This window comes from Neomesorhizobium albiziae, from assembly GCF_900114255.1.
Lineage (GTDB): Bacteria > Pseudomonadota > Alphaproteobacteria > Rhizobiales > Rhizobiaceae > Neomesorhizobium > Neomesorhizobium albiziae.
This window is the reverse complement of sequence record NZ_FOSL01000005.1, coordinates 266,977-293,005: the sequence shown is the minus strand read 5'-3', so window position 1 is coordinate 293,005 and position 26,029 is coordinate 266,977. Positions and strand designations below refer to the sequence as shown.

32 protein-coding genes are annotated in these 26,029 nt (G+C 61.3%); 23 read left to right on the top strand and 9 right to left on the bottom strand.

Going from position 1 to position 26,029, the window contains the following annotated elements:
* Window positions 1-1,029 carry a P1 family peptidase gene (locus tag F3H98_RS11700; RefSeq protein WP_149760305.1) on the top strand — a complete coding sequence of 343 codons (1,029 nt, stop codon included), beginning with the start codon at window positions 1-3 and terminating at the stop codon, window positions 1,027-1,029.
* Between the two features lie 11 nt (window positions 1,030-1,040).
* On the opposite strand, the gene F3H98_RS11695 is transcribed toward F3H98_RS11700, so the two are convergent.
* Complete coding sequence (locus tag F3H98_RS11695; protein WP_149760304.1) at window positions 1,041-1,283, bottom strand: DUF2171 domain-containing protein; 243 nt, start codon at window positions 1,281-1,283, stop codon at window positions 1,041-1,043.
* A 133-nt stretch (window positions 1,284-1,416) separates the two neighbouring features.
* Here F3H98_RS11695 and F3H98_RS11690 point away from each other — a divergent pair, with 133 nt between their 5' ends.
* The 4 genes from F3H98_RS11690 to F3H98_RS11675 are packed head-to-tail and all read left to right on the top strand — an operon-like array spanning window position 1,417 to window position 4,774.
* Entirely contained in the window at window positions 1,417-2,136 is a 720-nt protein-coding gene (locus F3H98_RS11690) for a DUF2259 domain-containing protein (RefSeq protein WP_149760365.1), read from the top strand.
* Between the two features lie 17 nt (window positions 2,137-2,153).
* Complete coding sequence (locus F3H98_RS11685) at window positions 2,154-2,666, top strand: hypothetical protein (protein WP_244621675.1); 513 nt, start codon at window positions 2,154-2,156, stop codon at window positions 2,664-2,666.
* A gap of 60 nt (window positions 2,667-2,726) precedes the next feature.
* Window positions 2,727-4,034 (top strand): adenylosuccinate lyase, encoded by a 1,308-nt coding sequence (gene purB, locus F3H98_RS11680; RefSeq protein ID WP_149760303.1) that lies wholly within the window; start codon window positions 2,727-2,729, stop codon window positions 4,032-4,034.
* Window positions 4,035-4,036: 2 nt separating this feature from the next.
* Window positions 4,037-4,774 (top strand): metallophosphoesterase family protein, encoded by a 738-nt coding sequence (locus F3H98_RS11675; protein ID WP_149760302.1) that lies wholly within the window; start codon window positions 4,037-4,039, stop codon window positions 4,772-4,774.
* Window positions 4,775-4,797: 23 nt separating this feature from the next.
* On the opposite strand, the gene F3H98_RS11670 is transcribed toward F3H98_RS11675, so the two are convergent.
* Both F3H98_RS11670 and F3H98_RS11665 read right to left on the bottom strand, forming a co-directional pair.
* Window positions 4,798-5,292 (bottom strand): GNAT family N-acetyltransferase, encoded by a 495-nt coding sequence (locus F3H98_RS11670; RefSeq protein WP_149760301.1) that lies wholly within the window; start codon window positions 5,290-5,292, stop codon window positions 4,798-4,800.
* Window positions 5,293-6,108, bottom strand: a complete 816-nt coding sequence (locus tag F3H98_RS11665) for a VOC family protein (RefSeq protein ID WP_149760300.1) — start codon at window positions 6,106-6,108, stop codon at window positions 5,293-5,295.
* Window positions 6,109-6,325: 217 nt separating this feature from the next.
* Between F3H98_RS11665 and F3H98_RS11660 the strand changes: the two genes are divergently transcribed.
* The gene (locus tag F3H98_RS11660; protein ID WP_149760363.1) at window positions 6,326-6,892 is read left to right on the top strand and encodes an RBBP9/YdeN family alpha/beta hydrolase; all 567 of its coding nucleotides are present in this window, start codon (window positions 6,326-6,328) and stop codon (window positions 6,890-6,892) included.
* Here F3H98_RS11660 and F3H98_RS11655 read toward each other — a convergent pair whose 3' ends face one another.
* Both F3H98_RS11655 and F3H98_RS11650 read right to left on the bottom strand, forming a co-directional pair.
* On the bottom strand, window positions 6,893-7,666 hold the full coding sequence (locus tag F3H98_RS11655) for an HpcH/HpaI aldolase family protein (protein WP_149760299.1): 774 nt from the start codon (window positions 7,664-7,666) through the stop codon (window positions 6,893-6,895).
* Between the two features lie 115 nt (window positions 7,667-7,781).
* A complete protein-coding gene (locus F3H98_RS11650) occupies window positions 7,782-8,102 on the bottom strand; it encodes a DUF1476 domain-containing protein (RefSeq protein WP_149760298.1) in 321 nt (106 codons plus the stop codon).
* Window positions 8,103-8,374: 272 nt separating this feature from the next.
* Here F3H98_RS11650 and purC point away from each other — a divergent pair, with 272 nt between their 5' ends.
* The 6 genes from purC to F3H98_RS11620 are packed head-to-tail and all read left to right on the top strand — an operon-like array spanning window position 8,375 to window position 11,508.
* Complete coding sequence (purC, locus tag F3H98_RS11645) at window positions 8,375-9,166, top strand: phosphoribosylaminoimidazolesuccinocarboxamide synthase (RefSeq protein ID WP_149760297.1); 792 nt, start codon at window positions 8,375-8,377, stop codon at window positions 9,164-9,166.
* A gap of 30 nt (window positions 9,167-9,196) precedes the next feature.
* Window positions 9,197-9,439, top strand: a complete 243-nt coding sequence (gene purS / locus F3H98_RS11640) for a phosphoribosylformylglycinamidine synthase subunit PurS (RefSeq protein ID WP_149760296.1) — start codon at window positions 9,197-9,199, stop codon at window positions 9,437-9,439.
* Window positions 9,440-9,457: 18 nt separating this feature from the next.
* Window positions 9,458-9,715, top strand: coding sequence for a hypothetical protein (locus F3H98_RS11635; protein WP_149760295.1), 258 nt, complete (start codon window positions 9,458-9,460; stop codon window positions 9,713-9,715).
* Window positions 9,712-10,380 (top strand): phosphoribosylformylglycinamidine synthase subunit PurQ, encoded by a 669-nt coding sequence (purQ, locus tag F3H98_RS11630; RefSeq protein ID WP_149760294.1) that lies wholly within the window; start codon window positions 9,712-9,714, stop codon window positions 10,378-10,380. The genes F3H98_RS11635 and purQ overlap by 4 nt, the downstream gene beginning before the upstream one ends.
* 34 nt (window positions 10,381-10,414) lie before the next feature.
* Window positions 10,415-11,086 (top strand): glutathione S-transferase family protein, encoded by a 672-nt coding sequence (locus F3H98_RS11625; protein WP_149760293.1) that lies wholly within the window; start codon window positions 10,415-10,417, stop codon window positions 11,084-11,086.
* The gene (locus F3H98_RS11620) at window positions 11,083-11,508 is read left to right on the top strand and encodes a hypothetical protein (RefSeq protein ID WP_244621674.1); all 426 of its coding nucleotides are present in this window, start codon (window positions 11,083-11,085) and stop codon (window positions 11,506-11,508) included. The genes F3H98_RS11625 and F3H98_RS11620 overlap by 4 nt, the downstream gene beginning before the upstream one ends.
* Before the next feature lie 282 nt (window positions 11,509-11,790).
* On the opposite strand, the gene F3H98_RS11615 is transcribed toward F3H98_RS11620, so the two are convergent.
* The gene (locus tag F3H98_RS11615) at window positions 11,791-12,024 is read right to left on the bottom strand and encodes a DUF1127 domain-containing protein (RefSeq protein ID WP_149760292.1); all 234 of its coding nucleotides are present in this window, start codon (window positions 12,022-12,024) and stop codon (window positions 11,791-11,793) included.
* Between the two features lie 95 nt (window positions 12,025-12,119).
* Between F3H98_RS11615 and F3H98_RS11610 the strand changes: the two genes are divergently transcribed.
* The 4 genes from F3H98_RS11610 to F3H98_RS11595 all read left to right on the top strand — a co-directional run bounded on the left by F3H98_RS11610 (window position 12,120) and on the right by F3H98_RS11595 (window position 16,339).
* Window positions 12,120-13,532 carry an aminotransferase-like domain-containing protein gene (locus F3H98_RS11610; RefSeq protein ID WP_149760291.1) on the top strand — a complete coding sequence of 471 codons (1,413 nt, stop codon included), beginning with the start codon at window positions 12,120-12,122 and terminating at the stop codon, window positions 13,530-13,532.
* Window positions 13,533-13,640: 108 nt separating this feature from the next.
* Window positions 13,641-15,866, top strand: coding sequence for a phosphoribosylformylglycinamidine synthase subunit PurL (purL, locus tag F3H98_RS11605; RefSeq protein ID WP_149760290.1), 2,226 nt, complete (start codon window positions 13,641-13,643; stop codon window positions 15,864-15,866).
* A gap of 13 nt (window positions 15,867-15,879) precedes the next feature.
* Window positions 15,880-16,113, top strand: a complete 234-nt coding sequence (locus tag F3H98_RS11600; protein WP_149760289.1) for a BolA/IbaG family iron-sulfur metabolism protein — start codon at window positions 15,880-15,882, stop codon at window positions 16,111-16,113.
* Between the two features lie 7 nt (window positions 16,114-16,120).
* On the top strand, window positions 16,121-16,339 hold the full coding sequence (locus F3H98_RS11595; RefSeq protein WP_149760288.1) for a hypothetical protein: 219 nt from the start codon (window positions 16,121-16,123) through the stop codon (window positions 16,337-16,339).
* Here the strand turns inward: F3H98_RS11595 and F3H98_RS11590 are convergent.
* Window positions 16,336-17,145 (bottom strand): phosphodiester glycosidase family protein, encoded by an 810-nt coding sequence (locus tag F3H98_RS11590; protein WP_149760287.1) that lies wholly within the window; start codon window positions 17,143-17,145, stop codon window positions 16,336-16,338. The two genes, F3H98_RS11595 and F3H98_RS11590, sit on opposite strands and share 4 nt — an antisense overlap.
* Before the next feature lie 162 nt (window positions 17,146-17,307).
* On the opposite strand from F3H98_RS11590, the gene grxD reads away from it, so the two are divergent.
* On the top strand, window positions 17,308-17,643 hold the full coding sequence (gene grxD, locus F3H98_RS11585) for a Grx4 family monothiol glutaredoxin (RefSeq protein WP_149760286.1): 336 nt from the start codon (window positions 17,308-17,310) through the stop codon (window positions 17,641-17,643).
* Window positions 17,644-17,748: 105 nt separating this feature from the next.
* A complete protein-coding gene (locus tag F3H98_RS11580; protein ID WP_149760285.1) occupies window positions 17,749-18,996 on the top strand; it encodes a multidrug effflux MFS transporter in 1,248 nt (415 codons plus the stop codon).
* Between the two features lie 5 nt (window positions 18,997-19,001).
* Here the strand turns inward: F3H98_RS11580 and ttcA are convergent, their stop codons facing one another.
* Window positions 19,002-19,874: a tRNA 2-thiocytidine(32) synthetase TtcA gene (ttcA, locus tag F3H98_RS11575; RefSeq protein WP_149760284.1), complete on the bottom strand. Its 873-nt coding sequence runs from the start codon at window positions 19,872-19,874 to the stop codon at window positions 19,002-19,004.
* 132 nt (window positions 19,875-20,006) lie between these two features.
* Here ttcA and F3H98_RS11570 point away from each other — a divergent pair, with 132 nt between their 5' ends.
* The 5 genes from F3H98_RS11570 to F3H98_RS11550 all read left to right on the top strand — a co-directional run bounded on the left by F3H98_RS11570 (window position 20,007) and on the right by F3H98_RS11550 (window position 25,372).
* On the top strand, window positions 20,007-21,044 hold the full coding sequence (locus tag F3H98_RS11570; protein WP_210249674.1) for a glycosyltransferase family 2 protein: 1,038 nt from the start codon (window positions 20,007-20,009) through the stop codon (window positions 21,042-21,044).
* Window positions 21,041-21,445 (top strand): GtrA family protein, encoded by a 405-nt coding sequence (locus F3H98_RS11565; RefSeq protein WP_149760283.1) that lies wholly within the window; start codon window positions 21,041-21,043, stop codon window positions 21,443-21,445. Before F3H98_RS11570 ends, F3H98_RS11565 begins: the two co-directional genes overlap by 4 nt.
* A gap of 292 nt (window positions 21,446-21,737) precedes the next feature.
* Window positions 21,738-22,952 carry a glycosyltransferase family protein gene (locus tag F3H98_RS11560; protein ID WP_149760282.1) on the top strand — a complete coding sequence of 405 codons (1,215 nt, stop codon included), beginning with the start codon at window positions 21,738-21,740 and terminating at the stop codon, window positions 22,950-22,952.
* 3 nt (window positions 22,953-22,955) lie between these two features.
* A complete protein-coding gene (locus F3H98_RS11555) occupies window positions 22,956-24,206 on the top strand; it encodes a glycosyltransferase family 4 protein (RefSeq protein WP_188130398.1) in 1,251 nt (416 codons plus the stop codon).
* Complete coding sequence (locus tag F3H98_RS11550; protein WP_244621673.1) at window positions 24,203-25,372, top strand: glycosyltransferase family protein; 1,170 nt, start codon at window positions 24,203-24,205, stop codon at window positions 25,370-25,372. The genes F3H98_RS11555 and F3H98_RS11550 overlap by 4 nt, the downstream gene beginning before the upstream one ends.
* On the opposite strand, the gene F3H98_RS11545 is transcribed toward F3H98_RS11550, so the two are convergent.
* Window positions 25,350-26,024 carry a class I SAM-dependent methyltransferase gene (locus tag F3H98_RS11545; protein ID WP_425294833.1) on the bottom strand — a complete coding sequence of 225 codons (675 nt, stop codon included), beginning with the start codon at window positions 26,022-26,024 and terminating at the stop codon, window positions 25,350-25,352. The two genes, F3H98_RS11550 and F3H98_RS11545, sit on opposite strands and share 23 nt — an antisense overlap.
* Window positions 26,025-26,029: the final 5 nt, after the last annotated feature.

Below are 26,029 nucleotides of genomic sequence, written 5' to 3'. Positions count from 1 at the left end.
ATGCCATTCCGTACCGGGCCGCGCAATCTGATCACCGATGTCGCCGGCCTTTCGGTCGGCAATGCCGCCGACGCATCGCTCAAGTCGGGCGTCACCGTGCTGATCTGCGACGAACCGGCGGTCGCGGGGGTTCAGGTTCTGGGCGGCGCACCCGGCACGCGCGAGACCGATCTGCTCGAGCCGCACAATTCGGTCCAGGCGATCGATGCACTGGTGCTGGCAGGCGGCTCGGCCTTCGGCCTCGACGCGGCATCGGGCGTGCAGGCGGCGTTGCGGGAGAAAGGCGCCGGTTTCGAAGTCCGCGGCGTGCATATTCCCCTCGTGCCAGCGGCGATCCTGTTCGATCTCGTCAACGGCGGCAACAAGGATTGGGGCCGCTACCCGCCCTATCGCGAGCTTGGCTACGAGGCCGCGCAGGCCGCATCGCGCGATTTCGACATCGGCACCGTTGGCGCCGGCACGGGCGCGCTTTCGGCCGGCTTGAAGGGCGGCCTCGGCTCGGCTTCGACAAAACTCGACAGCGGCATCACGGTCGGCGCACTGGTCGCCGCAAATCCGACCGGCACCGTCACGATAGGCAGCACCCGGCATTTCTGGGCAGCACCCTTCGAAATCGGCGACGAATTCGGCGGGCTCGGCCTGCCATCGCCACTCCCGGCGGACGCTCAGGACCTGTCGATCAAGTACCGGGATCTGATGCGTGCCGGCGCCAACACCACCATCGCCATTGTCGCCACCGACGCGGTGTTGACCAAGGCGGACGCCAAGCGGCTGGCGATGGCAGCGCATGACGGCTTCGCCCGCGCCATCTGGCCGGCGCACACGCCGGTCGATGGCGATCTCGTGTTCGGCGTAGCGACCGGCGCCAGCGGCATCACGCCCTCGCCCGACACGACAGTCGATCTTTACGCGGCCGCGGGCGCCACCGTTGCCCGCGCCATTGCGCGAGCCATCTTTGCCGCCACACCTGCGGAAGGCGACCTTCTGCCTGTCTGGTCGTCGCGGAAAGGCGGCCGGGCCAGGTCGTGAGGAAAAGCGCGCTACTTTTCTTCCTCGAATGTCACCGCGACATCCGAATTCGCGGAGAGGCGAACCTTGTTTCCTTCGACCTCCGCGATAAGGCTGGTGGAAATATAATGGTGATGTCCTCTGTGGGAGCCTTCGCCGCTATCCTTCTTGGTCAACTTGATCCGGCTGCTCTCGACCTTGTCGACGGTTCCGACGTGGACGCCGTCGGCGCCGATCACTTCCATATGTTCGCGGATTTTGCTGGCGTCGCTCATGACATGCTCCTTTGAAAACTTTGCAACAACGGCTGAGGCGGGAATTGGATGCACCGGTTTCGCCTATCGGACGGCGCGACGTAGGCGCCTGATCGTGATAGGTGACGGGCCGACGACTTTTACGCGGGGAATGATGCGGATCCTGTTTGCCACGATGCTGCTTGCGCAGTTCGCCGTTCATTCCGCAGCGAATGCGGGCGACGCCGCCAATCTCGAAATCCTCGGCTTCAGCGAAGACGGCAAGATCTTCGCCTTCGAGGAATACGGCATTCAGGACGGTTCCGGCTTTGCCTATGCCAGTCGTTTCTACATCGACACATCGACAGACAAGTTCCTTCCGGGCACGCCGGTTCGCGTCCGGCTCGACGATGAAACCGCGGGCATAGACAAGGCACGGTCGCAGGCGCGTACCGCCGGTGAAAAGATCATGGCCGATGCCGTCCTGGCTGCTCACCGCGGCAACACTGTCGGCATGAATGCGCCGACCGAGCTCAACGCCGACCCGTTTCGCATGGTCGTCAACCCGCGGCCGGTTTTCCCCCAGATCGACCCGACGCTTGAATTCCGGCTGGAGCAAATCCCGCTAACCGCTTCCGAAGTTTGCGAATCCCAGGGCCCGGCCGCCGGCTTTCGGCTGCTGCGCATCGACCCGACGGACGGCGGAACGACAAAGCTCCTCCATGAAGACAAGACGATCCCGAAGAGCCGCAACTGCCCGCACGGCTATTCGATCGGCGGGGTCCAGACTTATTTCGACGGCGAGGCGCCGGTGTTCGCCGTGCTGATCTCCGTTCGGCAATATGGCTTCGAGGGGCCCGACCATCGGTGGATCGCAGTGACGGGGCGCCTGTGAAGTCCGCGGCCGCCAAAATGCCCGAGGCGTCCCGATCAGGCTTCGGCCAGCGCTTGAAGCGCTCGCTGCCTGATCCCGTCGAGGCTTTTGTCGGCGGCGCGGTCTGGGCGGCCGCCATGGCAGCAAGCGCCTTCGTCGCCATCCTCATGCAGGAATGGGAGACATCGGCGAAAATCCAGTCGATTGCCGTGCTTTTTGCGCTGGGCGGCGCGCTGTCCTTCCCTTTGGCGCTGCTTGCGGCTCGGTTCCTTTCGCTCGGTCGTTCGGGTGAAGCGGCCTTCGCGGCGGCGTTTTTTTCGTTCGCGGCGGTGACGGTTTCCGTCACCGGGCTCATTTTCGCGTTCGACTACCGGACCTATTATTCGGAATGGCATGCCGACGCCGGCTCCATAACCTGGGTGTTCCAGCTGGTCTTCACCACGCTTGCCGCACTCTATCAGTTCGCCGTGCTTGGCGTGCGCCTGCTGTTTCCCGTGGGTTTCATCGCGTTGTTTGCGGTCAGCCTCTGGTTTGCGAGAATGCCGCGTTGAGGATTTGCCGCACCTCTGTTAGGACGCGCCCGTCCCCTTTCCTCGATTTCAGGACCTGACATGATCCCGCGCTATTCGCGGCCGGAAATGGTCGCCATCTGGTCTCCCGAGACAAAATTCCGCATCTGGTTCGAGATCGAGGCGCATGCCTGCGATGCGCTGGCCGAGCTCGGCGTCATCCCGGCGAGCGCTGCAAAAACCATCTGGGAAAAGGGCGGCGCCGCCACCTTCGATGTTGCCCGCATCGACGAGATCGAAGCCGTCACCAAACATGACGTTATCGCCTTCCTCACTCATCTGGCGGAGTTCGTCGGTCCCGACGCGCGGTTCATCCACCAGGGCATGACCTCGTCCGATGTGCTCGACACCTGCCTCAGCGTGCAGCTTGCCCGCGCCACCGACATCCTGCTTGACGATCTCGACCGGCTGCTCGCAGCACTGAAGAAACGGGCTTTCGAGCACAAGGATACCGTCACGATCGGCCGCAGCCACGGCATCCATGCCGAGCCGACGACATTCGGCGTCAAGCTGGCCCAGGCCTATGCCGAGTTTTCGCGCTGCCGCGAGCGGCTGGTCCACGCTCGCGAAGAGATCGCCACTTGCGCCATCTCCGGCGCAGTCGGCACCTTCGCCAACATCGATCCGCGCATCGAGGAACATGTCGCCGAAAAGCTCGGCTTGAAGCCGGAACCGGTGTCGACGCAGGTTATCCCGCGCGATCGCCACGCCATGTATTTCGCCACGCTCGGTGTCATCGCCTCGTCGGTCGAGCGCCTGGCGATCGAAATCCGCCACCTGCAGCGCACCGAAGTACTGGAAGCCGAGGAATATTTCGCGCCGGGCCAGAAGGGTTCGTCGGCAATGCCGCACAAGCGCAATCCGGTGCTGACCGAAAATCTCACCGGCCTTGCCCGCATGGTGCGCGCCTTTGCAATGCCGGCGATGGAAAACGTCGCGTTGTGGCATGAGCGCGACATTTCGCATTCGTCTGTCGAACGCATGATCGGCCCGGACGCCACCATCACCCTCGACTTTGCCCTGTCCCGGCTGACCGGCGTCATCGAAAAGCTGCTCGTCTACCCCGACAACATGCTGAAGAACATGAACAAGTTCCGCGGCCTCATCCATTCGCAACGGGTGTTGCTGGCCCTCACCCAGGCCGGCGTCAGCCGCGAGGACGCTTACCGGCTGGTGCAGCGCAACGCCATGAAGGTCTGGGAACACGGCGCCGACTTCCTCGAAGAACTGCTGGCCGACAAGGAAGTGACAGCCGCATTGTCGGAAGCCGAAATTCGCGAAAAATTCGACCTCGGCTATCACACCAAGCATGTCGATACGATTTTCAGGCGGGTTTTCGGAGAGGCCTGACGATGCGGCTGGCGATTGTTTCCGACATTCACGGCAATCTTCGCGCGCTCGAGGCCGTTTATGCGCACATCAGGCAGAACGCGCCGGACGTCATCGTCAATCTGGGCGACTGCCTGTCCGGTCCGCTCTGGCCGGAAGAAACCGCACAGTACCTGATCGCCGAGGGCTGGCCGACCGTCCACGGCAATCACGACCGAACGGTTGCCAGGACGCCTGCCGATACGATGGAGCCGGTAGACCGCTTCACGCATGAGACACTTTCGGCTGGTTCCCTCGCCTGGCTCTCGGGGCTCCCGTTACGCGCGGCCCTCGATGGCGACATCCTGCTTTGTCACGGCAGCCCCACCGACGACGAAACCTTCCTCCTAGAAGAGGACGGCGACACGCATTTCTTCCCGTCCAATGAAGCCCAGATTAGGGCCAAGCTCGGCGATTTCGACGCAAGCCTGGTGCTGTGCGGTCATACCCACACCCCGCGTGTCGTCTCGCTGTCTGGCCGGCAGGTCATCGTCAATCCGGGCAGTGTCGGGGTCCAAGCCTTCCCCGGCCTCACAGTCACCGGCAGCCCGCACGCCCGTTACGCGCTTGCCACCCGCACCAACGGGACCTGGTCGGTCAGCCATCACACCGTCGGCTATGATTGGGCCGCAGCCGCCGACCGGGCGGTCGCTTGCGGATCGCCCGACTGGCGTCATGGCTTGCTGACAGGCTATGCGGCTCGGTCGATCCAAAGCCAGTAGCCGCCCGGTCATTGGGGAAAAGCTTAGTCTCCGAAGGCCGGCGCGAACTTTAGCGCCCCACTTGGGGCCGGTCCGCGCAGAACGATCCGCTGGACGAACTTCGTATCGACATCCTGGTATTTCAGCTGCCCATCGCTGGCGAAACCGGCGCGGCTATAGACCTCCGGATTGCCGATCAGCGCACAGCCGCTGGCGCCTCGCTCTTCAAGCAGTCTCAGTCCTTCGGCGATCAGCGCCTTACCGATGCCCTGTCGCTGCAGTTCAGGTTTGACAGCTATCGGACCAAGGCCGAACCAACCGCCATGCGAGCCATCGATTGTGACTTGCGAGAACGCCACGTGGCCAATGACTTCGCCATTCTCTTCCGCGACCAGCGAAATCGTCAGATCGCCGTCGGCACGAAGCGCCCGAATAATATCGGCTTCGCTGCCATCGCTGAAAGCCATGGACTTAAACGCGATCGACGTAAGCTCATGGATCGCGTCAAAATCCGCCGGCGTTTCGTAGCGGATGAGCATCTAGGCCAGCATCCCCGGCACCGTACGGATCACCGTCCCCCAGGAATCCTGCAACTCCGATGGCTTTTCCGCCAGCGACGATCGCATCTCGACCCAGGCAAGGCCGGTTCGGCCTTCGTCGCGCGGTCCGGCACCCCGGCTGCGCCAGGAATTAGCGCCGATGTGGTGGTGGTAACCGCCTGAAGCCAGGAACACTGCATCCGCGCCATATTTCGCCATCGTGTCGAAGCCGAACTGCGAATGCCACCATTCTTCCGCGACGACGGGATCTCCGACCCTCAGATGCACATGGCCGACGACGCTGTTTTCGGGCGCACCTTGCCATCCTGCATCGTCCGCTGGGACGTCCGCAAGGAGACTCGGGATGTCGAGCTTGTTGGTTGCTATCGCTACCCCGCCGCCGTCTCGCATCCACGTGTCCTTGGCGCGGTCGGCATAAATCTCGATGCCGTTGCCTTCGGGATCGGTCAGGTAAAGCGCCTCGCTGACAAGGTGGTCCGACGCGCCGTCGATGGGAATTCGCTTTTCGATGGCACGCTTCACCCAGCGGCCGAGATCGGCGCGGCTCGGCAGAAGGAACGCAGTATGGAACAGGCCGGCACTGTGTGGATCGTCCGGGCGCGCCGAAGGATCGGCCTCGAGGACCAGCAGCGGGCGCGTGCCGACCCCCAGCGAAATCGTCCCGTTGGAACGCGAAAGCTCGTTCAGTCCGACTATTTCACGATAATAGCTCGCCAGCGTCTCGGCATCCCTGGTTTTCAGGCCGACACGGGCGACGCTGATCGGGGTGGTCGCGGCAAATGGCAACTGGCTCATGATGGCTCCGTTCGGCGATAACCGGCTTGGAATGCTGCTCTTGCATCAGCCCAGTGGCCGCTCATTTTCTGCAATATCTTTCACTAAATTCGGCCTGGAACAGAAGTTGCGCAAGAACCGAAACAGCGAACACGCTGTTCAGTGCGGAGCATGGCCGCGAAACGAGTCGGTCAGCAGATCAGTTGCATCGCGCCGTCGTCGTGGCTACATGCGCGCCATGAAAGTCAAGGACGCCGAAATCCTCATCGTTCCCGGATACACCAATTCCGGTCCCGACCACTGGCAGACCCGCTGGGAGGCCAAACTGTCGACAGCGCGCCGCGTCGAACAGGCCGAGTGGACGAAGCCGGTGCGCGAGGACTGGACCGCCAATGTAGCGCAAGCGGTCAATGCCGCCGAGAGGCCGGTGGTGATCGTTGCCCATTCCCTCGGCGTCTCGACGGTGATCCAGGCGATCCCGCAATTCAGGAAGCCGGTGGCCGGCGCATTCCTCGTCGCCCCGCCGGATGTCGCCAATCCGAGCATCCGGCCACGCCATTTGATGACGTTCGGCCCCTACCCGCGCGACCCCTTGCCATTTCCGTCTGTCGTCATTGCCAGCCGGAACGACCCCTACAGCACGTTCGAGGTCGCCGAGGACATCGCCGCGGCGTGGGGTTCATTGTTCATCGACGCGGGAGAGGCCGGCCACCTGAACGCCGATTCGGGCCACGGCCCCTGGCCGGAGGGCTCGATGACCTTCGCGCACTTCCTGTCGCGACTGGAGCCGCCGAAATTGCATTAGTCAGGAGGCGATCGATTCGCGCACGCTTTTCAGCAGGTTTTCCGCGCCGAGCGAGATGAGCTTGTGTTCCGATCCCATGGCGAGCAACTGGTAGCCCATCGACACGACGCGGCCGGCAATCGCGGGCTCCATCACATAGATGGCCGCATGTTTTCCGGCCTTCCGCGCCCGCCCGGCGATCGACTCGATGGTTTCCATCATGCTTTCCAGCGTGGAATCGACGGTCTCGCCATCCGTCCAGGCTATGGAGAAATCGGATGGTCCCAGGAAAATCCCATCAATCCCCGGCGTTTCTAGGATGCCGTCGAGAGCGTCGAGTGCGGCGCGCGTTTCGATCATGGCGAAAGCCAGCGTGCGCTGGTTGCTCTCTTTCAGCCAGTCGGACTGGGTACCCTTGCCATGGCGCGGAAATGCGTAGGTTGGGCCCCATGAGCGCTCCCCGAGCGGCGGATATTTCATTGCGGCGGCAAAGCGCCGAGCATCCTCGACCGAATTGACCATTGGCGCGATCACGGCTTCCGCGCCGAAATCGAGCGCCCGGCTCGCCATATCGAAGCGGCCGACGGGAATGCGGACCAATGGATGCTTGCCGGCTTTCAGGATCGGCACGATCCCGCGAAGCACGCTGTCCTCATGATGACCGCCATGCTGCATGTCGAGCGTGATGGCGTGAAAACCCTGATTGGCGACGATTTCGACCGTTAGAGCGTCCGGAACGCCGGACCAGGCCGTAAACAGTGTTTCACCGGCATCGAGGCGCGCAACCAGGGACATGTTGGGAAATTCCTGAAAATCGAGACGAGCCATTCAAACAGAAGCCGTCCGAACGGCAAGAAAAAACCGCCCGGATTGCGGGCGGTTCGGCAAGCTTCGATTGTACCAGGAGGAATCAGGAATTCCTGATCTGCTCAATGGCTTCGGCCAGCAACTCTTCCATGGTGCGGCGAATCTGGTGGTCGGACTGCTCGACGCCGGCAGCGTCGAAATCCTTGCGCACCTTGCGGAACACGTCGTGATCGCCGGCTTCTTCGATGTCGGCAACGACGACTTCCTTGGCGTAGGCGTCGGCATCCGCGCCGCTTTTGCCGAGTTTCTCGGCAGCCCAGAGGCCGAGCAGCTTGTTGCGACGAGCAATCGCCTTGAACTTCAATTCCTCGTCGAAGGCGAATTTGCGCTCGAAACCTTCTTCGCGATCTTTCATCGTGCTCATGGCAATCCTCCGGAGGTGGCCGCCGACTCCTCGGCGTCAATATGGGTTCTCCTTGCACAAACCAAAAGCCTCGCGCCCGGTCAATATGCAGCATGTCTTTGTGCGGTGCGGCATTTGGGGCGGAAACCAGTTGACATCAGACAATTGCGCATTGAGCAATCACCGCGATTGGGGTAGACAGCGCGCGTGAGAAGCTCCGCCGCACTGCCCTGCCGCGCAAGAAAAGGGACCGGTTGCTTGCCGCATGCCCTTGAAACCAGAGAAAACAATCGATGAATCGTCGCCGCCGCATCTACGAAGGCAAGGCCAAAATCCTCTATGAGGGACCCGAGCCTGGCACCCTGATCCAGTTCTTCAAGGACGATGCCACCGCTTTCAACAAAAAGAAGCACGAAGTCGTCGATGGCAAGGGCGTGCTCAACAATCGCATTTCCGAGCACATCTTCACCCACCTCAACAGGATGGGCATTCCGACCCACTTCATCCGCCGGCTCAATATGCGCGAGCAGCTGATCAAGGAAGTCGAGATCATTCCGCTCGAGGTGGTGGTGCGCAACATCGCAGCCGGATCGCTCGCCAAGCGCCTCGGCATGGAGGAAGGCACCGTCCTGCCGCGCTCGATCATCGAGTTCTATTACAAGGCCGACGCGCTCGACGATCCGATGGTCTCGGAAGAGCACATCACAGCCTTCGGCTGGGCGAGCCCGCAGGAAATCGACGACATCATGGCGCTCGCCATCCGCGTCAACGACTTCCTGTCCGGCCTCTTCCTCGGTGTCGGCATCCAGCTCGTCGATTTCAAGATCGAATGCGGCCGCCTGTTCGAGGGCGACATGATGCGCATCGTCGTCGCCGACGAGATCTCGCCGGATTCCTGCCGCCTGTGGGACGTTGCCACCCAGGACAAGCTCGACAAGGACCGTTTCCGCAGGGACATGGGCGGCCTGGTCGAAGCCTATCAGGAAGTTGCGCGCCGTCTCGGCATCATGAACGAGAACGAACCGCCGCGCCCCTCCGGTCCCGTCCTGGTGTCTTCCGACAGCGGCAAAGGCAAACCGCACTAACTCCTTCAGAAATCGCAGGGAATATCTGACTTGATCAAGGCCCGCATCACCGTCACCCTCAAGAACGGCGTGCTCGACCCGCAGGGCAAGGCCATCGAACACGCGCTCGATGGCCTCGGCTTCGCCGGCGTCGGCTCGGTTCGCCAGGGCAAGGTTTTCGATATCGAGGTCGACGGCACCGACCGCGCCAAGGCGGAAGCCGACCTGAAGGCCATGTGCGACAAGCTTCTGGCGAACACGGTGATTGAGAACTATAGTGTGGCCATTACCTGAGGTTGTGCCGGAGGCACGATGGCGGAAGTTACCAATGAACTGATGTACGAGCTATTGAAGCGAATGCATCATGAGATATCGGAAACCCGGCAGGACATTGGCGAGCTGAAACGCGAGGTCAATGTCATTCGCGGGCATATCGTTGCCATCCAAACCGACATTCACAACGTATATGGCATCTTGGCGCGACACGATGATCGCCTCGACCGCATCGAGCAACGCCTCGAACTGCGTGAACTTGCCGAACTTCAAAGGCCATTCGATCCAAAATCATGAAATCAGCCGTAGTCCTGCTCCCCGGCCTCAATCGCGATCGCGACATGATCGCGGCGCTGACGAAAATTTCCGGAACCGCGCCGGTTACCGTCTGGCAGACCGACACCGAAATTCCGGATGTCGACCTGATCGTCATTCCGGGCGGCTTCTCCTACGGCGATTATCTGCGCTGCGGCGCCATCGCCGCCCGCATGCCGGTGATGCGGGCGATCGCTGAAAAGGCCGAAAAGGGCGTTCAGGTGATGGGCGTCTGCAATGGCTTTCAGATCCTGGTCGAGGCCGGGCTTCTGCCCGGCGCGCTGATGCGCAACGATCATTTGAAATTCGTCTGCCGCGAAGTGAAGTTGCGCGTTGAAAACGTCAACACATCCTTCACCCGCGGCTATGCGCCCGGACAGATCATCCGCAGCCCGGTCGCCCATCATGACGGCAACTATTTCGCGGACCCGGAGACGCTTGCCCGCCTCGAAGGCAACGGCCGTATCGTCTTCCGCTATGCGGAAGGCACCAATCCCAACGGCGCGATCAACGATATCGCCGGCATCATCAACGAGCGCGGCAATGTGCTCGGCCTGATGCCGCATCCCGAAAACCTGATCGAACCTGCGCATGGCGGTACCGACGGCCGCGCCTTGTTCGAAAGCGCCCTTGGGATCGCTGCTTGAGCGAAGCAACTCCGTCTCATCGAAAGGTCAGGCCATGAAGCTCTATTCACGGCCGCTGTCTCCCTACTCCTCCATCGTGCGCGCCATCGCCTACATCAAGGATGCGCCGCTTAAAATCATGACCCCGCCGCCGGGCTTTCCCATTCCGGAGGAATTTCGCCGTATTTCGCCGCTCAACCGGATCCCAGTACTGATCACCGGCTCGGGCGTCACCATCGTGGAATCGAGCGTTATCGCCGAATATCTGGAAGAACATTTCCCGGAACCGCCGCTGCTGCCGGCCGATTCAAAAGACCGCGCGCTGGTGCGTATGTTTGCGCGGATCGTCGACCTCGACGTGCTGGTGCCGACGATGAAGCTGTTCGAACTCTATTCGACGGCCGCCCGTGACAATGACGCGATCGATGCGCAGTTCAAGAAGCTGAAGCACGGTCTTCGCACGATCGAAGCCCGCATGGCATTCGGCCCCCATGCGCTCGGCGATCAGCTTACTTTCGCTGATGCATGGCTGACCCCGACCCGCTTCATATTCAACAATTTCCGCACGTTGACAGGTCGCGCTGATCTGCTCGACGCCTACCCGAAATTCAATGCCTACGAATCCATCGCAATCCAGCATCCGCAGTTGTCGCGTGTCTGGAGCGAGATGGCCGACGGGCTGAAGGTTTTCCTCTCGGAATTCAAACCAGAAAAAGCTTCACAATGATCTTCGCCAATGCCGCCCGCCGGGCGTACCACGTCGGAATTTTTGCCGGCATCGCACTTGTCCTTGCATCCTGCCAGTCCGAGCAAAAAACTCCGTCGGGAGGCAGCGGCAAAAGTGCGTCGCTTCGGATCATGGAACAGACCGCTATTGCGGCCCACAAATGCTGGTTCGCCAGCAAGGACAAGGCATTCCGCCCCTACCGGTTTGCCAACGAACTCAATTCGATGAGCAGCCAACCGCGTTTCCTGCTTGTGCCGGCAAAGAATTTCGGCGGCCTTCCGGCGCTGGTCGTCCAGGCTCGCGGCAGTTCCAGCAAGGTGGAGGTTTTTGGACCGTTGCTCTCCGAACCACTCGGCGCGCGTGTGTCGGCCGACATCAACCGTTGGAGTTCCGGCGATTTGAGCTGCGCCGCGACTGGTTAAGTTGAGTCCCGGCCGATACGCGGCGGCACACACCGATTTCCATCAACTGTCCGTCGCTCAATTCCATCAGGCCGCGACGGGTAAGCTGCTTTGGCGGAAGCCTGTTCCATAAGCTAAACGCCAAGTCGACTCGCGCAAGGAAGCTCGCCAAAATACCGCTAACAGTCATGTTTCGTTCCGACGCGCGAATGCCCAGGGACGTCCGTTGAAAATTAGCTTCTCGCGTGCGATGCCGCTGAAGCTGGACGCCCTGGCACTGCGCCCCTTCCCGTTTGCGCCACATCAATCCCAGAACCGCCGTGCTGCTTCACCATCCGCGTCCGCCCGCGAGATTCCGATATCCTTCAGCTGATGTTCGGTGAGTTCGAGCAGCAGGCGCCGGCTGTTCCTCTTTTCGATCTGTCGCTCAAGCCGACCGAACGCAGCCCGGACCGTCGCGAAAAAGCTCGTCTTCAAGTCGGGCGTTGAAGAAACGCCCCTTCTAGCCGAACTATTGATTGCCTCGATTGAACTCATTATCCTGTCTCCTGGATTGGCCCTTTTTCAAACAATGTTAGGGTACATTCTTATCGCTTGACTCAAAAATTGTAGCAATATACAAAATTGTCACTATGACAAATTGGATCCCTGATCTTCGCGAAGGCTCCGGCCCTCTCTATCTGCGGCTCGCAAACCGTATCGAGGACGACATCGGGTCAGGCGTGCTTCCCGAAGGCGCGAAGCTACCGCCGCAACGCAATCTGGCTTACGATATCGGGGTGACCATCGGCACAGTCGGACGCGCCTATGCACTGGCGCGCGAGCGAGGCCTGGTCAGCGGCGAAGTCGGCCGCGGCACATATGTGCTTGGCCATGACGGCCCCGGAGAAATCGACGCAAAATCTCTGCTGCCCCGCTCGACGGGAGGTCATGGCAATATTGCACATGGAAAACTGAGGATGGACAGCACCGCGGCTCCGGACGTGGGGCAGGCCGCCATCCTCGAAAAGCTCACCGCAAGGATCATTCGGGAGCATCCGGACGAGATCGGCACTTACACGCGGACATGGCCGTCATCCTGGATGGAAGCGGGAAAAAACTGGCTTTCAACGGGCAGTTGGATGCCGGATGCGGCCACTGTGGTGCCCACGCTCGGCGGGCATGCAGCACTTCTGGCCGTCATCGCCGCCGTCACGAATCCCGGCGATAAGGTTGCCTTCGAACAGCTGACCTTCTCTTCTATCGCACGCAGCACCAATCTGATCGGCCGACGGGGCGTCACAATTGAATCGGAAAGCGGCACAATCGACGCGGAAAGCTTCGAACGTCTCTGCGCCCAGCAGCATCCGAAAGCCGTGTTCCTGATGCCGACGATCCACAATCCGACGCTGGCCATCATTTCCGAAGCTGAGCGACGCGACATTGTAGCAATTGCACGCAATTACAATGTCTGGCTGATCGAGGACAACATTTACGGCAGCCTGCTCGACGATGTCCCTACCCTGCTGGCAGAACTGGCGCCGGAACGAACCTTCCACGTCGGCAGCCTGTCGAAGACCGTGGCGGCCGGCGTGCGCGGCGGTTGGGTTTCCTGCCCGGCAAATCTGGCCGCACGCATTACCACGGCGCACAAGATGGTGACCGGCGGCATGCCGTTCCTGCTCGGCGATCTCGCGGCAAAGCTCATTCTCTCCGGCGAAGCCGCCGCGTTGCGCACCAGAGTGAAAGCGGAAATAGCGGCACGCGAGGCGCTCGCCAGAAAACATCTCGCCGGCCTGGATTTCGCTTCGCACCCCGACATTCCGTTTCTGTGGATGAAGCTGCCCGAGCCCTGGCTTTCCGGCAATTTCAAGAAAGCGGCTGAAAACGAAGGCGTGCTGATCGACGACGAGGACGAATTCAAATCGGGCCGGCCGGAGCGCGCCTTCCACCGGGCACGTTTCGCCTTCTCCATGCCGAGAACCAGGAGCGAGATCGAGGGCGGCCTGACAGCGCTGCGCCGCCTGCTCGACAGCGGCGGCATCGGCCACGATCCCTACACCTGATCCATCAGACTGCCGTTAAGGTTGTTTTTCCATCTTTTGCCGGTGTAAACGGCGGCTTCTTGCGCTAAGGGAGCGCCAGCAGCACGCCAACGGAATCGACAGCCACCGATGAGCATCTCGAACGACGTCAAGATCACCGGCGACCTGATAGCCGCGCATGGGCTGAAGCCCGACGAGTACCAGCGCATCCTCGACCTGATCGGGCGCGAACCGACTTTCACGGAACTCGGCATCTTCTCGGCCATGTGGAACGAGCATTGCTCGTACAAATCCTCGAAGAAATGGCTGCGCACGCTGCCAACGACCGGACCACAGGTCATCCAGGGCCCGGGCGAGAATGCCGGCGTCGTGGATATCGGCGATGGTGATTGCGTGGTCTTCAAGATGGAGAGCCACAACCACCCGTCCTACATCGAGCCTTACCAGGGTGCGGCGACCGGCGTCGGCGGCATCCTGCGCGATGTCTTCACGATGGGCGCACGGCCGATCGCTGCGATGAACGCCTTGCGCTTCGGCGCGCCGGACCATCCGAAAACCCGCCATCTCGTTGCCGGCGTGGTGGCAGGCGTTGGCGGCTACGGCAATTCGTTCGGCGTGCCGACGGTCGGCGGCGAAGTCAATTTCGACGCCCGCTACAATGGCAACATCCTGGTCAACGCCTTTGCCGCGGGCCTGGCAAAGAGCAATGCCATCTTCCTGTCGCAAGCCAAGGGCGTCGGCCTGCCCGTCGTCTATCTCGGCGCCAAGACCGGCCGCGACGGCGTTGGCGGCGCGACGATGGCGTCGGCGGAATTCGACGACAACATCGACGAGAAGCGCCCGACCGTGCAGGTCGGCGACCCCTTCACCGAAAAATGTCTGCTGGAAGCCTGCCTGGAATTGATGGCGTCCGGCGCAGTCATCGCCATCCAGGACATGGGAGCCGCAGGCCTCACCTGCTCGGCAGTCGAGATGGGCGCCAAGGGTGACCTCGGCATCGAACTCGACCTCGACCAGGTGCCGGTGCGCGAGGAGCGCATGTCGGCCTACGAGATGATGCTTTCGGAAAGCCAGGAACGCATGCTGATGGTGCTGCGTCCCGAAAAAGAGGAAGAAGCAGAGGCAATCTTCAGAAAATGGGGCCTCGATTTCGCAATTGTCGGCAAGACGACCGACGATTTGCGGTTCCGTATCCTTCATCAGGGCGACGAGGTCGCCAACCTGCCGATCAAGGAACTCGGCGACCAGGCGCCTGAATATGACCGGCCATGGGTCGAATCGAAGAAGCGGGCGCCGCTCGCGGATACCGATATTCCGCAGGCCGACATCGCCGACGCGCTGCTGAAAATGCTTGGCGGCCCGGATCTCTCCAGCCGGCGCTGGGTGTGGGAGCAATACGACACGCTGATCCAGGGCAATTCCATGCAAATCCCCGGCGGCGACGCCGGTGTCGTGCGGGTCGAGGGTCATGCCACCAAGGCGCTCGCCTTTTCCTCGGATGTGACGCCGCGCTATTGCGAGGCCGACCCCTACGAAGGTGGCAAGCAGGCGGTGGCCGAGTGCTGGCGCAACCTTACGGCGACAGGCGCCGAGCCGCTGGCTGCGACGGACAATCTCAATTTCGGCAATCCGGAGCGCCCGGAAATCATGGGGCAACTGGTCGGCGCGGTGAAAGGCATCGGCGAAGCCTGTCGGGCGCTCGGTTTCCCGATCGTCTCGGGCAATGTCTCGCTTTACAATGAAACCAACGGCCAGGGCATTTTGCCGACCCCGACCATCGGTGGCGTCGGTTTGATCCGCGACTGGTCCAAGATGGCACGTCTCGGCTTTGCCGGCGAGGGCGAACTCATCCTCCTGTTCGGCGCGCCGGACTGGTGGGGCACGCATCTCGGTCAGTCGATCTATATGCGCGACATCCATGGCCGAAACGATGGCCCTCCCCCGCCGGTCGACCTTGCGCATGAGAAAACGGTCGGCGATTTCGTGCGCGGACTGATCCAGGAAGGAATTGCCACCGCGGTGCACGATGTCTCCGACGGCGGACTGGCGGTAGCGCTCGCGGAAATGGCGATGGCGTCGGGTATCGGCGCTGCGGTCAACCAGTTGGAGGACGGCGATCCGATCCCGCAGTTCTTCGGCGAAGACCAGGGCCGCTATGTCGTGACGGTCAAGGAATTCCCCGATCTCGAGGACTTTGCGCTCTTCATGGCCCGCATCAAGGAAGCCGGCATTTTTGCCCCGTGGATTGGCACCACCGGCGGCTCAGAATTGAAACTCGGCAATGCGCGTGCGATATCTGTATCGGAACTGAAAACCGCGCACGAATCGTGGTTTCCTGGTTTCATGGGCAACTGACGGAGAATTTTCTATGGCGATGGATGCCCACGAAATCGAAAAACTGATCAAGGATGGCATTCCGGACGCGAAGGTGACAATTCGCGATCTCGCCGGCGACGGCGACCACTACGCGGCGGAAGTTGTTGCCGAGAGCTTTCGCGGCAAGACGCGCGTTCAGCAGCACCAGATGGTCTACGACGCCCTGAAGGGCAATATGGGCGGTGTGCTGCACGCGCTGGCGCTGCAGACCAGCATTCCGGAATAAACGCTGCATGTCCTTCGTCAGCGATCTCGTCAAAAGCGTCGTCCACGATGTCGTGCAGGACATGCTGAAGAAGGCGACGGGCAAGCGCGCACGCCGGCGCAAGCGTACATTGACCGCCGCCGAACGGCTGAACCGCATTGAAAAGCTGCTCAAGCCCGCCAGGAAGCAGACGAGCCGCAAGCGCACAGTGAGCTCACGTTCCAAGACACGCCGCCGCGCCTCTTAAGATCCCGGCGCGTCGTTCTTCGCGGACACGGCGATAATCGGCCCCGCCGGAAAATCGCCGCCGACAATTGTCTCCCTGCCGTTGGACAGCGCTGAAATATCGCCGTCGAAGAACAGCGCATTCGCGCATCCAAGCGCATCGCGGAAGAACCGCGCGAAGCTGCCGAGGCTGACTTCCGACCGGGAAATCGCCAGAATCGCCGTGTCAGCATCGCGCACACCGACGCCGTTTCGGATAAGGCGTGACGCGCCGTTTTCCTCGAACCGCGGATGTATCTGACCGTCGATCACCAGCATGGGACCCGACTGCGTGGCTCCGGTCACATCCGGCTTTGCCGCAACGAAAGCCGTCGTCTCCATAACCGCGGGCTGCCCTTGCCGGTTTATGAAGAAGACGCCGTTCGGCTTCATGAAAAAGTTGCCGACACCATCCGCGAGGTTCAGCGGCGCCTCGACTTTTCCACGGCTGGCGAAGAGGCCGACCGGCGTCAGGTCAGCATGATACATGCCGGCATTCATGGCGAGCAGGGCCGGCTTGCCCTCGGCGGCCCTCGATTTGTCGAAGGCGCGCAGCGAGCCGAATGGCTTGCCATCGGGACCGAGGCGAAAGAGGTCGACGTCGTAGCGGCGGACATCGATTTCGCAGACGACATAGCCGATTCCCTCGAAATCGAGGTCCCGGCAAGGCTGCGGCAATTCTGAGATAGGTAAAGCAGGCGCCATCTCGGGCTCTCTAAACCACCAAACCGACGCGACCGCCACCACCAGAAGTCCGGCCAGCGCCGCAGCAAGCTCACCCCGTTTCATCGATCGCCTGGAAAAGATAGCCGGTTTTCAGTCGCCGGAAGAGAACCACATTCCAAGCCCTTCCGATTGCTTGGCCCGCAAGCGTCTTGTTTCGGGTCGCCGTAGGGTTTATTTGAATGTCATGTTTCCGGCCTGACTGCTACAGGCGCGAAAGGGTTAGATATGAGCGGTATCAACGACTACATCGACAGCGAAGTGAAGAGCCAGGACGTTGTCGTCTTCATGAAAGGCACGCCCGGCTTTCCGCAGTGCGGTTTTTCCGGACAGGTTGTGCAAATCCTCGATTATCTCGGCGTCGACTACAAGGGCGTGAACGTCCTCACCTCGAACGAGCTTCGCCAGGGCATCAAGGACTATTCCAACTGGCCAACGATACCGCAGCTCTACGTGAAGGGTGAATTCGTCGGCGGCTGCGACATCATCCGCGAAATGTTCCAGGCTGGCGAACTTCAGACGTTCCTCAGCGAAAAGGGCATCGCTGCTCGCGGCGCGGCCTGATTATCCCGCAGAAACAATAGTTTCCGGGCTTTTCCGGAGACTTCTACAGAACAATGCGCCGGTCCGCCGGCGCGTTTTGTTTTGGCAGCGACCGTAAGCAGGGCGATGGACCAGAAGACCTCTCCCGACACGACGAATCCGGTGATGACGCTCCCCCGGTGGGAGTTCATCGCGTTGGCTGCGGCGCTGATGGCGCTGAACGCGCTGGCGATCGACATCATGCTGCCCGGCCTCCAGCAGATCGGCGCCAGTCTGGGCGTCGAGAACGAGAACCATCGCCAGTATGTCATCACCGCTTACATTTCGGGCTTCGGGCTGGCGCAGCTGGCTTATGGGCCGATCTCGGACCGATTCGGCCGCCGGGCGCCACTGCTGATTGGGCTGGCGATCTATGTGGTCGCCGCCTTTAGCGCTTCCTTCGCACCGACATTCGCGACACTGCTGGTGCTGCGTTTCGTACAGGGCATCGGCGCCGCGGCAACCCGCGTCATTGCCGTCTCCGTCATCCGCGACGTTTTTGGCGGCCGCGCGATGGCCGAGATCATGTCGCTGGTCTTCATGGTCTTCATGGTCATTCCGGTGGTGGCGCCGGGCATCGGGCAGCTGGTGATGCTTTTTGCCGAATGGCACGTGATCTTCATCTTCATGGCGGCGATCGCGCTGGCGGTTACGATCTGGACAGCGGTGAGGTTGCCCGAAACGCTGCACCCGGAATATCGCCGTGCCTTCACATTGAGATCAATTGTGGGTGGCTTCGGCATCGTGCTGACCAACCGAACATCGCTTTGCTACACGCTGGCGACGACGATCGTTTTTGGCGCCCTGTTCGGGTTCATCAATTCCGCGCAACAAATCTACGTCGGCATCTACGGGCTAGGCGTCTGGTTTCCGGTACTCTTCGCGGCGGTCGCCAGCATGATGGCGGTGTCGTCGTTCATCAATTCGCGGCTTGTCGGCCGCTTCGGCATGCGGCGGCTGTCGCATGGCGCGCTGGTGGGTTTTGCGGCGGTGAACTGCGTCATGTTCGGACTGTCCCTGCTCGGTCCGGTGCCATTGCCGATTTTCGTCGGCCTCTTCACGCTGGCAATGCTGCAATTCGGCTGGATCGGCTCGAACTTCAATTCGATCGCCATGGAGCCACTCGGCCACGTCGCGGGCACGGCTTCATCCGTCATCGGCTTTACGCAGACGGTTGGAGGCGGCGCAATCGGCGCGGGCATCGGCCAGGCGTTCGATGGTACGATCACGCCCCTCACCGCCGGGTACTGCGCAGTATCGGTGCTGGGCCTGCTGATCGTGCTCTATGCGGAGCGGGGGAAGCTGTTTCAACCGCACAGCAATCCGACGAACTGAGGCTGCTACTCCGGGCTCAGCCCCACGAAATCGAACAGGCTTCGGTCGAGAAGCTGAGAGGCCCGTACATTGCCCAGCGCGCGGATCATCGTGTCCTTGCGGCCGGGCATGCGCTGCTCGATGTCCTCGAGCATCGCCTTCATCGCATTGCGCTGCAGCCCTTCCTGGCTGCCGCAAAGATCGCAGGGAATGATCGGGAACTGCATGATGCCGGCAAATTTCGCCAGATCCGCTTCGGCGCAATAACTGAGCGGCCTCAGCACCATCACATCGCCCTCGTCGTTCAGCAGCTTTGGCGGCATTGCGGAAAGCCTCCCGCCATGAAAGAGGTTCATGAAGAACGTCTCCAGGATATCCTCCCTGTGGTGGCCGAGCACCAGCGACGAACAGCCCTCCTCCCGCGCGATGCGATAGAGATGGCCGCGCCGCAGCCGCGAACACAAGGAGCAGTAGGTTCTGCCTTCGCCGATCTTGTCGGTAACAATCGAATAGGTGTCCCGGTATTCGATGCGGTGGGCAATGCCGTGTCTGTTCAGGAAATCGGGCAAAATATGCTTGGGGAAGTTCGGCTGGCCCTGATCGAGATTGCAGGCCAGGAGATCGACCGGCAGAAAGCCGCGCCATTTGAGGTCGAGCAGGATCGCCAGCAGCCCATAAGAATCCTTGCCGCCCGACAGCGCCACCAGCCAGCGATCACCGGGGCGCACCATGGCGAAGTTGTCCATCGCCTCGCGCGCCAGCCGCAGCAGCCGCTTGCGCAGCTTGTTGACCTCCACCGACTGCGGCAGTTCGCGAAACAGCGAAAACTCGCCTCCGATCTGGCCTGCGTCTTCCGGCAGTGGCTCGAAGGCTTCTTGTGCCCGCGGCTGGATACTCATCTCGACCCTCTTCGGCTCGGGCTCAAGCCCTGCCACTATCTCGCATCATCTCCGGCCGTTAAGCTTGTCATGGCGAGCGACATACCGCTAATAGCCTATCCCAGCTTCCGGTGAACCGTTCGAGGTGCGCTTTTGCGCGAAAATTTGATAGTTTCGATCATTGTTCCGGTTCTAAACGAACAGGATACGATAGCGCGGTTCGTCAAGGATTGCGTACCGGTGCTTGAGAAGGTTTGCCGCGACCAGCTCAAATCCGGCAGCTACGAGATCATCTTCATTGACGACGGCAGCGCCGACGCGACCCGCCCGGCTATCCTTGCCGAGGCTCGCGTCAACCCGAATATCAAGCTGGTGCGTTTCTCGCGAAATTTCGGCAAGGAGGCAGCGCTTGCCGCAGGCTTCCGCCACGCGACCGGCGATGCGGTCATCCCGATGGATGTCGACCTGCAGGATCCGCCCGAAGTGGTGCCCCGCATGGTTGAGAAGTGGCTCGAGGGCGCCGAAATCGTCAACGCGATCAGGCGCCGCCGCGACACGGACACCGCAATCAAACGTTTTACCGCACGGCTTTTCTACAAGCTCTATAACAAGATAGCCGATATTCCGATCAAGGCGGATGTCGGCGACTTCCGGCTGCTCGACCGTGCGGTGGTCGATACATTGAACGAATTGTCGGAAGGGTCGCGTTTCACCAAGGCGCTGTATTCCTGGGTCGGATACCGCAACGTGGACATCGAATACGACCGCGCCGGCCGCTCCGGCGGTGACAGCAAATGGCCATATCGCAGGCTGGTCCGGTTTGCCTTGGACGGGCTGATCGGCTCCACCACGGCGCCGCTGCGGGTCTGGAGCTATCTTGGCCTGCTGATCGGTTTTTGCGCATTCGTCTACGCAGCGATCGTGATCGTCAAAACAGCGATTTTGGGCATCGATGTTCCGGGCTATGCATCCACACTGGTTACCGTCCTGCTTCTCGGCGGACTGAACCTCCTGTCGCTCGGCATCATGGGCGAATATATCGGGCGCATGTCGCAGGAAGTGCGCAACCGGCCGCTTTACGTCGTGCGCGAGACGTACGGCTGGGCTGATGACAAGGGCAAGAGTTCCCGATTGGAAAGCGCGCCGGGTCGGTCCGAAATGGCCTCTCCGGTCGCGGCAAAGCGCAAATGACGGACGGACCGGCGGGACGCTCGCTCGTCTCGAAAATGGTGCGATTCGGGGCTGTCGGCGTAGCCAACAGCCTGATCGACCTCTGCATTTTTTCCGTGCTGCTCTGGTTTGGCACAGCACCCCTTTTTGCAAATCTGCTGGGCTGGTTCGGCGCCGTCTGCTTTTCCTACTTTGCCAACTCTCGCTGGTCGTTCGAACGCGCCGGAAATCTCCGGCAAGGCCGTTCCTTCCTGCGGTTCTTCACCTTGGGCGCCATTATCACGCTCGGCGTTTCGAGCGGCGCCATCGTCGCACTCGGAGGGCTGATAGGCATCCTTCCCGCCAAGATCACCGGGCTCGTCGTGGCGGCGGTCATAAGTTTTCTCGCGGCACGATGGTCCATCGAGGACCGCGTTCTGTAACGGTAACGGCGGAAACCAGTCTAGGCAGGCCGCCGGCCGTCGGCTAAAGTTATCGGCTTGCAGAGGCGTCTTGACACGGCGCCCGCTTATCAGGAAAGCCTGCTGCATGACGACCGGGACGGCACTATATTTTAGATTCAATGCCCTTGGGATGATACCTCAAGCGCAAAGCCGGTCTGCAAAATGCGGCGGCTCCCCCAAGCAGCCGTCCTGACATCAGGATGTTTTCTTATCGTGCGAAATCGCATGTGGCTGGAAACGGTCCGACGGCGAAACCAAGGTTGATTTGACCATGATGCGGCGCTTCGAACATGCCCGAATCCTGATGTACAGCCACGATACGTTCGGGCTCGGCCATCTGCGCCGATGCCGGACCATCGCCCACTCTCTGGTCGAGGATTATGGCGGCCTCAATGTGCTGATCATTTCCGGTGCGACGATCGCGGGTGCCTTCGACTACAGGGCGCGCGTCGACTTCGTCAAAATTCCCAGCGTCATCAAGCTTCGCAACGGCGAATACACTTCGCTTGAACGGCATATCGACCTGCAAGAAACCCTGAAGATGCGGCAGTCGATCATCCGCCATACCGCCGAAACCTTCCAGCCGGACATTTTCATCGTCGACAAGGAGCCGCTCGGATTGCGCGGCGAGGTGGAGGAAACCCTTTCATACCTGAAAACGCGGGGCACCACCCTGGTGCTCGGCCTGCGCGAAGTCATGGATGCGCCGCACCTGCTCGAAGCCGAGTGGAAAAAGAGCGACGTGATGCGCAAGATCGGTCGCTTCTACGACATGATCTGGGCCTATGGACCACCAGATTTCTACGATCCGCTAACCGGGCTCGATGTACCCGCCCAGGTCAGCGCCAAGATGAAATTCGTCGGTTTTTTGCAGCGCAGCCTTTCCCACGACGAAATGCCGGGACACCGCCCGGAAGGCGACTACATTCTGGTCACCACGGGCGGCGGCGGCGATGGCGCCGAACTCATTCACAACGTCATCCACGCCTACCAGCAGGACCCGGAACTGCAGCATAAGGCGCTGATCGTGCTCGGCCCCTATATGCCGGTCAAAAAGCGCCGCAAGTTGATCAAAAAGGGCGGGAAAATACCGCAGATCAAGATCATCGAGTTTGATTCGCACATGGAAGAGCTGATCGCCGGCGCCAAGGCGGTGGTCGCGATGGGCGGCTACAACACCTATTGCGAGATTCTTTCCTTCGACAAGCCAGCGCTGATCGTGCCTCGCGTCAAGCCGCGCGAGGAACAGCTGATCCGTGCACGCCGCGCTGCCGAACTCGGCCTGGTCGAAATGCTGCTGCCGGAAGAAGCGGACGACGCGCCGCGCTTTGCGGCAGCGTTAAGGGCCTTGCCCGACCGGCCGCGCCCCTCGCAGAGCAATCCCGATCTGCGGCTGGCAGGACTGGTCAACATTTCGGAGATCGTCGGCGGCTGGCTCGACCAGCGCACCCACCCTCACCTCTCCGTGGTCGATGGCGCGAGCTGAAGCTTGTCCAACCGCCGCAAGATTGTCGTCGTCCTGAAGGGTTATCCGCGTCTGTCGGAAACCTTCATCGCGCAGGAGTTGCTGGGACTGGAGCGTGCCGGCATGGAGTTGGTGCTGGTCGCGCTGAGGAGGCCGACGGACGGCAAGCGCCATCCCGTACATGACGAAATCCGCGCGCCTGTGCACTACCTCCCCGAATATCTGCATGAGGAGCCGTCGCGGGTTGGCCGCGCATTGCTTTCCTGGCTGCCGCACGGCAGTTTCTGGAAAACTCTGCGGATTTTTGCTGCTGACCTTCGTCGTGACCCGACACGTAACCGCATCCGCCGTTTCGGCCAAGCGTTGGTGTTGGCAAGAGAATGGCCGGAGGACGGCGAATGGCTGCATGCACACTTTGCCCATACGCCGGCGTCGGTGACTCGTTACACGAGCCTGCTTCGCGGGCTTCCTTGGACCTGTTCGGCGCATGCCAAGGATATCTGGACCTCGCAGGACTGGGATCTCGCCGCCAAGCTTTCCTCCGCGCGCTGGATGGTGACATGCACGCGCACCGGCTACGACCATCTGAAAAGCCTGGCCAACGGCGGTTCCAATATACATCTCAGCTATCACGGGTTGGACCTCGCCCGCTTCGGCCATTTCGAAGGAACGCGGCCAGCCCGCGACGGGTCTCTCGGAACCGATCCGGTTGTCGTGCTGAGCGTCGGTCGCGCGGTTGAGAAAAAGGGTTACGATGTGCTGTTGCGGGCGTTTGCCCTGCTGCCGGCCGATCTTCATTGGCGGTTCGAACATATTGGCGGAGGCGAACAGTTAAGCCGGCTCAAGGCCCTCGCAGAAAGCCTCGGCATTGCGCAGCGCGTTTCATGGAAAGGCGCGCTGGCCCAGGAAGACGTGCTCGAACACTACCGCCGGTCGGATATTTTTGCGCTGGCCTGCCGGATTGCCGCCGACGGCGACCGCGACGGTCTGCCAAACGTGCTGGTGGAGGCGGCGAGCCAGAAATTGGTATGCGTTTCGACCAATGTATCCGGCGTGCCGGAACTGCTGACCCATGATGAAAACGGCCTGGTTGTCGCTTCCGAAGATCCTCAGGCACTCGCCCGGGCACTGGAACGCGCGATACGCGAGCCATCGCTGCGCAAACGTCTCGGCGATGCTGCGGAGCGGCGGGTGCGCGATCATTTCGACCACAATTCAAGCATCGTCCAGCTGAAGAGCCTGTTCGAGCGGGAATGGCAGGCGGATACCGCGTGATACAGCCTCGCGTGTTGTTCTACGTTCAGCATCTGCTCGGCATCGGACATCTCGCGCGCGCCAGCCGGATTGCCACCGCACTTGCCGATGATGGCTTTGACATTCTTGTGGTAACCGGCGGCGCGCCTGTTGCCGGCTTCCCAGCGCCGGGGCTGAAGACGCTGACGTTGCCACCGGTGGTCTCCGGCGACGAGGGGTTTTCCGGCTTGACGGATCTCAACGGGAACCCGGTCGACGACGCCTTCAAGGAAAAGCGGCGGCAAATGCTGCTGCAGACGGTCGACGATTTTCAGCCCGACATCGTTATTATCGAAGCCTTCCCATTCGGCCGCCGCCAGATGCGGTTCGAGCTCATTCCGCTGCTCGAGAAAGTTGCCGCGCTGGCGCCAAAGCCGCTACTGGTGGCTTCGGTGCGAGACATCCTGCAGGAACGCACAAAACCCGGCCGCAACGAAGAAACAGTCGACCTTGTCGAAAACTTCTTCGACCTCGTCATGGTCCATGGCGACCCGTCTTTTGCCACGATCGGCCAGACCTTCCCGCTCGCCCGGGTAATCGAAAGCAAGGTCGCCTATACTGGCCTTGTCGCGGCTCCGCCACCCGCCGTGACGAGCGAACACTTCGATGTCCTGGTTTCGGCTGGCGGCGGCGCTGCCGGCGGGGATTTGGTCGCATCGGCACTCGCTGCCGCAGGTATGCTGGCCGGCAATCTGAAATGGTGCCTGATCACCGGCCCCAACCTGCCGAAACCCGACTTCGAGGCAGCTGTTGCGGGGGCGCCCTCAAACCTCACCATCTCCAGGTTCCGTGTGGATTTCGCCAGCCTTTTGACCGGCTGCCGTCTTTCGGTTTCGCAAGCCGGCTACAACACCGTCTGCGACGTTCTTCGCGCCCGCTGCCGCTCGCTGCTCGTCCCTTTCGCTGCGGGCGGAGAGACAGAACAGACCTTTCGCGCGGAGAGACTGGAGCGCATGAGGCTTGCATCGGTGTTGACCGAACGGGACCTGACGCCGCCGGCCCTTGCCCAGGCCGTCGAACGCGCCCTCACCGCGGCCTCTCCCGATACCCCTGCCCTCGACCTCGATGGTGCGAAGGGTTCGGCGAAAGTGCTGCGCAAACTGCTGAAATCGAGCAATCTGACGATCAAACCATCCCGATCAGCATGAAACGGGTGTATTTCTTCATCGGCAGCGATCCTGAGAACCGCAACTCCGCGAGTCCTGCCAGCTGCTCGAAAGCCTCAAGCGAGGCCACACAGTTGATGTGCGTCGGTTCGCTGAAATAATCGTTCGATTGGAGCAGGACCTGTGTTCCTTTTGGCAGCAGGTCGAGCCAACCGCGAACATCGGCGATGTGCTCGCAACTGGTATTGATGACGAGATCCGGCCGGGCTGCGCCGTAGTCGAGCGCATACATATCCGCGGTCAGCGCGTGGAACCGCTCTCCCGCCGGCCGATTCAACGTTTCGGCCACCGCCGCTACCGCAGGATCGATGTCGATGCTGTCGATCGCCTCGATGTCGAACCGGGAGTCGTCAAAAAACATCGCAGCGAGCACGCCATACCAGCCACCGAGAATCCAGATGCGCCTGAAGCTCCCATCGCCGCTTTCGAGCAGTTTGTCGCGCGCCCACATCTTGCAGGCGACCTGCTTGTGATTGAAGGCGTTGCCGATATCGGCGTTCGGGTGGTTGGCAATGATGCGGGCAAGGCCGGCAACCAGGGGATTATCGGTATAAGCAGCGATTCCGCGTGTGAGATCAAAAGCATGCTCGCGCCAGTCGGCGCCCGGGTCGTCTGGCTGGGTAGCGTCCATCATGGCCG